Source organism: Nostoc sp. UHCC 0252, assembly GCF_034931145.1.
Taxonomy (GTDB): domain Bacteria; phylum Cyanobacteriota; class Cyanobacteriia; order Cyanobacteriales; family Nostocaceae; genus Nostoc.
In genome coordinates, this window is sequence record NZ_JAYGHE010000137.1 from 1 (window position 1) to 6739 (window position 6739).

A 6739-nucleotide genomic window follows, 5' to 3' on the forward strand; every position below is an offset into this window, starting at 1 on the left:
GAGCAGTGGTCGCCCAGTATAAAGGGTTCGACTTGGAACATTCGCGCCAAGATTCGCAGTTTTAGACGTGGGGGAATCTCAATCGGTACACTGTTTCACATTGCCAAACAGTATGGCTTTCGGTTCCCTAAACCGCAGTATGAACCATATCAACGTGACAAAGGGCTGATTAGCCGTGAGCAATGGGAACTTGGGCGAGTCAGAGAGGACTTGAGCAGCTTCCAAAATTTATTAAGGCAAGCGATCGCTCCTTTTGCTTCAATATTTAAAGGATTTAAAGCCCCACCAACACGCAAGCCCTTACCCGAAATTGACACGCCTTCGCCCAATGTAATTATTTACAAGCCCGGCAATATCCCCTACATAACTGAAGTTACAGGCAATATCTCTATCTCCTGCCAGCCAGAAGAACACATTACCGCTTGGGTGGAAGCTGTTTCTAAGGGCTGGACGCAAATTTTAGATAATTCTCACCCTGGACTAGGCAAGTCTTACAACGCGGGGCAATTAACGGCGGGGCTATTCGGCGTTGATAAACTGATTTACCAGGATGCCAACCACAGAAACCCATCCACACTGCCCATTGAGACGAATTTTGTTGACTTACCAGTGCGGCACAACGGCTTTAAACTAGATCCCACCCGCAAAACTCCTACAGGTTCGGACTTTAAACTGTGGACTAAAGCGGGTGAGACTGCCGACACTGACGGCAATTGTCACAGGACTTACTTATTTAACGCCTTCCGCAGCAAGAATTTTAGCAGCCTTGATTTTGAAGAGAGCGGTATTAGTCCCATCTGTGGCGGTTGTTCTCTTAAAAATCAGTGCCGTTTCGCCAGTGGTGACGGTTTTGGCTTCCGTTTTCAAAAACGCACAGTTATTCAAAATTATTCTGAACTCAGAGCGCACCCAGACTCTACACCAGTCACCTTAACTAATGCTGCTGACCAAACTTTCACTGTTGGGCGGTTATGGGAAGAAGCAGGCACACTCATCAAGCCCGTGCGCTCGGTTGATGTGAACCGAGGCGATTTTGAAACTACTGTCGGCAAACTGCTACTGTTAGAACCAAATCTTCTATCACAGCTACAACCTGCACTAAAAGTTTTACACCAACTGTTAACTCAGCAACTTAAGCCCACTGACCGCTACGGGTTTGATGATGCCAGCATCCGTGCGCTGCTGCCCCCTTTCCCCACAGGCTTAGATATTGAAGCGATTCAGCAAACTGTAGAACCTGATTTAACTTTTTTAGAGGACTTGGACTCAATTGATATTACCCAAGATAAACAACTCAAAAAAAGCTCTGCGGCTCGTTATGCTGCCAAAAAGGTAGTTAAAGACAGTGCGCGAACGGCAGGCAGGGAGTTTCTTGACTTGCCTAATTACTGGTTGCCTGACTTTCTTGAAGCTTGGAAAGGTGATGGTAGTTTCCAATCTCAATGGGGTGTACTCAGCATTTACCGCCGAAACCCCAAACATACTGAATTGGCCCACTCTGCCCAATTTAATATTTATCTTGATGCCACATTCAAATCCCAGCAATTGAAATTGAAACTGGGCATCAGTGACCCCGTGTTAGTCATTGAGCAACAACGCCCAGACTACGGCAATTTAAAAGTCGTCAACGTCACTGGGCTGGGTAAACTGCCTAAAAATCGCTCTTCTCCACTTACTGCCCGTGTTAATGCTCTCAAAGAAACCTTGAAAGAACTCTGCCCCAACCTTGGCATTATCGATTGGAAACAGATTGCAACCCAAGCCGAGGGCCGCACAGAATACGGTCACTTTGTCGATGGGCGTGGTGTTAACAGGTTTAGTGAGTGTGATGCGATCGCAAGTTTCGGCATTCCCTACCAAAACATCGGTGTTTTAGCAGCACAATATCAGGTGATGACTGGGGAACCAGTCAACCTGGAAGATGAAAACAGCGCTTTCCAAAAGTATCTCACAGACCTGATCCGTGCAGAAATCATCCAAGAGATTGGGCGATTACGCGCTCATCGTCGCTCCAATGTGGAGCTAACATTCTACTTCTGCGCTGACTATGACCTTAGTTTCCTTTTAACGGAACTGCCAGGAGTTAAATTAGAGAGCGTTGATGCCTGCTCTCTATGCACCGAAGCGGGTAGCCGAGATCAGCAGACGGGACACGCCATCGTCAAAGCATTCACGCACCTTTGGCAGTCAAAACAGAAAATTGGACAAAAGGCGATCGCCAAAATCATAGACACTACCCAAGGATGGGTGAGCCGATTTACCCAGCGTTGGGGAGGCTGGCAGCACTTTAAAAAATTATTACTCCTGCTATTAGATAGTCTTAATAGCGGTAGTAATAAAAATTTGGCTGACTTAGACGACGATGAAAAGTGGTTAGCCCGTACATACTTCCCAATGTTGATTGCTGAATCAGAATCATCACCTGAAGATACCTTAGAACACGTCGCTGAAGTTGCCACAATCTTTACTAATACTGCACTGCGGCGAGTTTTGAATTTCTGCACGCCCCAAGTTAGGGCTGACTTGCTGATGATTGTACTGAGTTGTCTGCCCACTGAAGTTTACTCAGACTTTGCCCCACTGCCAGCCGTAACTAACCCGACAGCGACCTGATAAAATTTATCGGTTTTCATTCCTACTGACCTATCAGTAGTAAAAGATGCTCTGCTTCATGATTGTGTACTTAATCATTGAGTGAGCGTCCCGTTTAGTATGCCTTGAAACGCTTTTTGAACCCCTGTAGGTATTGAGCCGAGAACCCAATGGAACGTTAAGCTTTCCAATCACCTATTCCATTCCAAGCATAATCAAGATTACGCTGGTCGTAGGTAGGAACAAGTGAGCAAGCTAGACGCATCAAATCAAATCCCCCTAATTTGTTTAATTTTTCCCCTATTTCCCGTACTCGCTCGAAATTTTGACCACAATAAGGCGATCTGTCGTCACCTCTTGTTCTATCGTTAATAGAGAATTTGAGCAATTCAATAATTATTTTTTGTTCTAGGCATATTCGGGGATAATTTTCCGCAGCAATTAATTGTCTCGCAGAATGCCGAGATACTTGATAGCTATCGTCAATTTCTTTTAGGTATCTAAATTGTTCACTTTGGATTAAGCATTGCAGATCGTATTCTGAGTAAATTGGATTAAACTTGTCTGTTTTAATGTCAGAAATTGTGATGAATTGATAATTTTTCTGCAAGGCGCGTTTTTTATTAAGGCCACTTTGTCGTTTTGCTTTACCCATTTTTTGTTTGCTCTTAGGAATTTAAGAGTGCGTGGAAAGTGCGTCACTCAAACAACCAAAATTTAACCTGCCCTTGTCCGTTTGGTGGTGGCGGGTAAAACTTTGTCCGCTCACCAGCACCCAACTGCTAAAAAATTTATTCAGATTCAAAGTCGAGAAGAACAGCATCGGCCTGAAACATTTCGTCTCTAGCTTTTAAACCAATATCTCGACGGATATTGTCTAGAATTTCTAGACCTGTGCGTTGGCTGTTGGGGTAGGGAGTCCAGATGGCGTTGACTGTAATTTCAGTACCGACTAAGAATGTGTTGACTGCGCCGATAAAATACTCACCATCGGCATAATCTAAGCGAACAAGGTAAACACGAGTTTTGCCAGCGTAGTGAGCATTTTTAATGTCAGAGGCGGTTTGATAATCGGGATGTGATTCAGTCAAATAGGTGATTTTAGGTTTGTTGGGATGATTAAATCCTTCGGATTTACCCCAATTGGGATCTGACTTTTTAAATCCTTCGGATTTACCCAAATTGGGGTCTGACTTTTTAAATCCTCCCGATTTACCCCAATTGGGGTCTGACTTCTTGCGCCTTTTAGCTTCTCCCATATTGATTCCTATTATGTGGCTAACTTGACCCGTTCAAAGACTAAAACTAGGATGCCATTGTTTCTATGTTGTTGCTGCCTGGGCTACGGAAAGAAAAAATATTACTCCTGCTATGTAGATAGTCTTAATAGCGGTAGTAATAAAAATTTGGCTAACTTAGACGACGATTAAAAGCGGTTAGCGCATACCTTCACTTATTTGCTTTTTTGTATACGATAATCACTCTATCTAAGTAAAGTTCATCCGTTACTACTGAGATGGTTCGTATAAGCTGTGAGCCTTGAACTTCAATGCTATCAGCTATTTTCGTGTCACCATCGTCGTATCTGAGCTTTTTTTTATTAACTTCATCGCTAGGTACAGCCCACGATACCAGATCATCAACCAATAAGAAGGCTTTAGAGTCATAGAAACTTAGATGACCGTTAAACGGTATAACTTCAGACTCCAATACCCCTTCACTATCAAACCAATAAACTTTTGGTTCGCCTATTCTTTCTTCAAAAAATTTCCCATCTGATGAGATAGTTAGAGTAAGTCCTTCGGTTGCTTCTACCTGATCAATTAAATTGTTGCTGTTACCATTCAACCAATTTTCGACACCATTCGGATCTGGTTCATCACCGATAAATTTTATGTCGCTGTTTAGAGAAATGCTTCCCGTTAACAGCCATGTTCCAATTAATAATTCTATGTTCATAGGATTTTTCTAATTACAGGTTTGATTCAGCCTGTTGCTGCTGGGGTGCTGGCTGTTTACTTTTTCTCTTGCCCTTTGCACTATTTACTGTTGATTCCTCTGGCTCACTACTAGCTTGATCTGACACAGTATTTACAACTATTAGCTGAGTTTCAGTAGCCGGATTTGATGACCGATTTTTGTCGTCGCTTGAAGATGTCTTTTGCTGGCGACGGCTGCTTTTCTTCAACTCACCTATTAAATATTTGATTCTGCTACCAGTCAAATTAATCCCCAGACCCTTCAGCATCTCTGAGACTTCATCGTAAGTGTAGCCATACTTGTCAGAAGTCAGCTTCTCAATGTACCGCCTCATTTTTCTCACTGCGTCTCTGTCCGAGATGTCCTCTCGCTCTTTCGGCTTCTGCTCCTTCAGTAGATTGATGGCCTTATCAATCTTGCCCTTCGTAATCACTTCTGAATTCTGATGCTCACTCATGGTTATTCATGAATATTGATTAACTGATAATTATCGACTATTTGAAAAAATCTGATTCAAAATCCTCAAAAAAATTGACTATTGCGGCTACGCCGAATTACCTTTTTGTACTACGGCTACGCCTTATATTTTTTAGTGTGGCAGCTTCGCTGGTAGTCTTATTCAAGCTCATGCTAAAAAATCTGGCTATTACAGCTACGCTGAATCTAGAAATTTAGTTAAAACAGCTACGCTGAATTATCTTTTCATATTACAGCTACGCCGAACTATTATATTGTGTGCCAGCTTCGCTGAAGCAGAGAATTTTCATATAGCGGCTACGCCGTTTTTATCTCCTCTATGCTGGCTACGCCGACCCAGAATTTATCTCCTGCTTGATTTGATTCAAATTCCGGCTACGCCGTTGCTATCCTCCCCTGTAAGTTGTAGGATGATCAGCAGCACGGCTACGCCTTTGTACTCCAGCCTTCAGCCCCCTGCTGTGTCCTCCGTATTGTCGTAGCAACTGACACTGCACCACCCCCGTATTTCGGCTAGAAGCCAGCCATGCCTCAAAGCTTACGCTTTGTCTCGCTGCGCTCGAACGGCAGACTGGTTCAAGTGGGGAAGCCCCCCTTGAAAAACCCCCCGCGCAATGTCCCTGAATCTTCTCAACTTATGGCGAATCGCAAGCAGTCAAAAGCTCTAGTCCGAAAGCATATTTTTCCAGTGAGATTAAGTGATATCGAATTGGATCTGCTGCGAATAAAATCACTTGATGCGGGGATGTCAGCGAGTGAACTGATGAGGCACAATGCGTTGATGCGTCCATTACCAAAACGACTAAGTAAAATTAGCTTGCAAACATATTGGGAATTAGGACAAATCGGGAACAATCTAAACCAGCTTGTTAAGGCAACCAACATAGCCTTAAAAGTTGGGCGAACTTTACCTGCTGATCCAGAACTGCTAAGAGAGCTTTTAGAACTGCTGCATCAGTGCAGACGAGATATTGCCTCGGATGATATTGAATCTGACGATTGGGAAGAAGAGGAAGACGATGATTGGGAAGCAGACTAAGGGCAGAGGTTTTCGCAAGCTGCTGGATTATTTGGAATCCCGCGAAGATGCCAAACTAATCGGCGGCAATATGAGCGGAAGAAATGCCCGTGAATTGGCGCGAGAATTTAAGCTGTCGAGACAACTGAATTCTGATGCAGACCGAGTTGTTTACCATGTCTCGCTGTCAGCAGCTAAGGGTGATAAATTAGATGATGAAAAGTGGAGCGAGATTGGCGACCGCTACATGAAGGAAATGGGGTTTGATGCCAATCAGTTTGTCATCTTCCGTCACCATAACACCGACGACGACCACATCCATATTGCAGCCAGCCGCATCAGGATAGACACGGGGCTAGTAGTGCATGATTCTTGGGATTATGTACGCTCTGAGAAAGTCCTGCGACAGATTGAGCAAGATTATGACCTAGTGCAAGTCCAAGGTAGTAGAGAGAAATTACAGCGCACACCCAGCACCGGACAAATCAGGCGCATAAGGCGAGAGCAAGAAGAATTTGAACTAGGTAAACTTGAGCAGCCACCAGGACGCACTATCAAAGAGGAACTTCAGCAGACAATTGATAGGGCTAGTGTTGATAATCCCCAAATGCCAACGCTGATCATGCGGCTGCAACAAGCTAGTGTCAGTGTGAGAACAGGATGGACTAGGAA

At 44.0% G+C, this 6739-nt stretch carries 7 protein-coding genes; 3 read left to right on the top strand and 4 right to left on the bottom strand.

Annotated features, from left to right (window positions below; genetic code table 11):
- Positions 1–2613: DNA primase (locus VB732_RS34875; protein WP_323235379.1), on the top strand; the 2613-nt coding region annotated here is incomplete at its 5' end.
- A gap of 157 nt (positions 2614–2770) precedes the next feature.
- On the opposite strand, the gene VB732_RS34880 is transcribed toward VB732_RS34875, so the two are convergent.
- From VB732_RS34880 to VB732_RS34895, 4 genes are all read right to left on the bottom strand, one after another.
- A complete protein-coding gene (locus VB732_RS34880; RefSeq protein ID WP_323235380.1) occupies positions 2771–3247 on the bottom strand; it encodes a hypothetical protein in 477 nt (158 codons plus the stop codon).
- A 136-nt stretch (positions 3248–3383) separates the two neighbouring features.
- Complete coding sequence (locus VB732_RS34885) at positions 3384–3851, bottom strand: hypothetical protein (protein WP_323235381.1); 468 nt, start codon at positions 3849–3851, stop codon at positions 3384–3386.
- Between the two features lie 190 nt (positions 3852–4041).
- Positions 4042–4551 (bottom strand): hypothetical protein, encoded by a 510-nt coding sequence (locus tag VB732_RS34890; RefSeq protein WP_323235382.1) that lies wholly within the window; start codon positions 4549–4551, stop codon positions 4042–4044.
- Positions 4552–4564: 13 nt separating this feature from the next.
- Complete coding sequence (locus tag VB732_RS34895; RefSeq protein ID WP_323235383.1) at positions 4565–5029, bottom strand: hypothetical protein; 465 nt, start codon at positions 5027–5029, stop codon at positions 4565–4567.
- 546 nt (positions 5030–5575) lie between these two features.
- Here VB732_RS34895 and VB732_RS34900 point away from each other — a divergent pair.
- A complete protein-coding gene (locus VB732_RS34900; RefSeq protein ID WP_323235384.1) occupies positions 5576–6088 on the top strand; it encodes a plasmid mobilization protein in 513 nt (170 codons plus the stop codon).
- A partial coding sequence (locus tag VB732_RS34905; RefSeq protein ID WP_323235385.1) for a relaxase/mobilization nuclease domain-containing protein occupies positions 6069–6739 on the top strand: 671 nt, incomplete at its 3' end. The genes VB732_RS34900 and VB732_RS34905, both read left to right, overlap by 20 nt.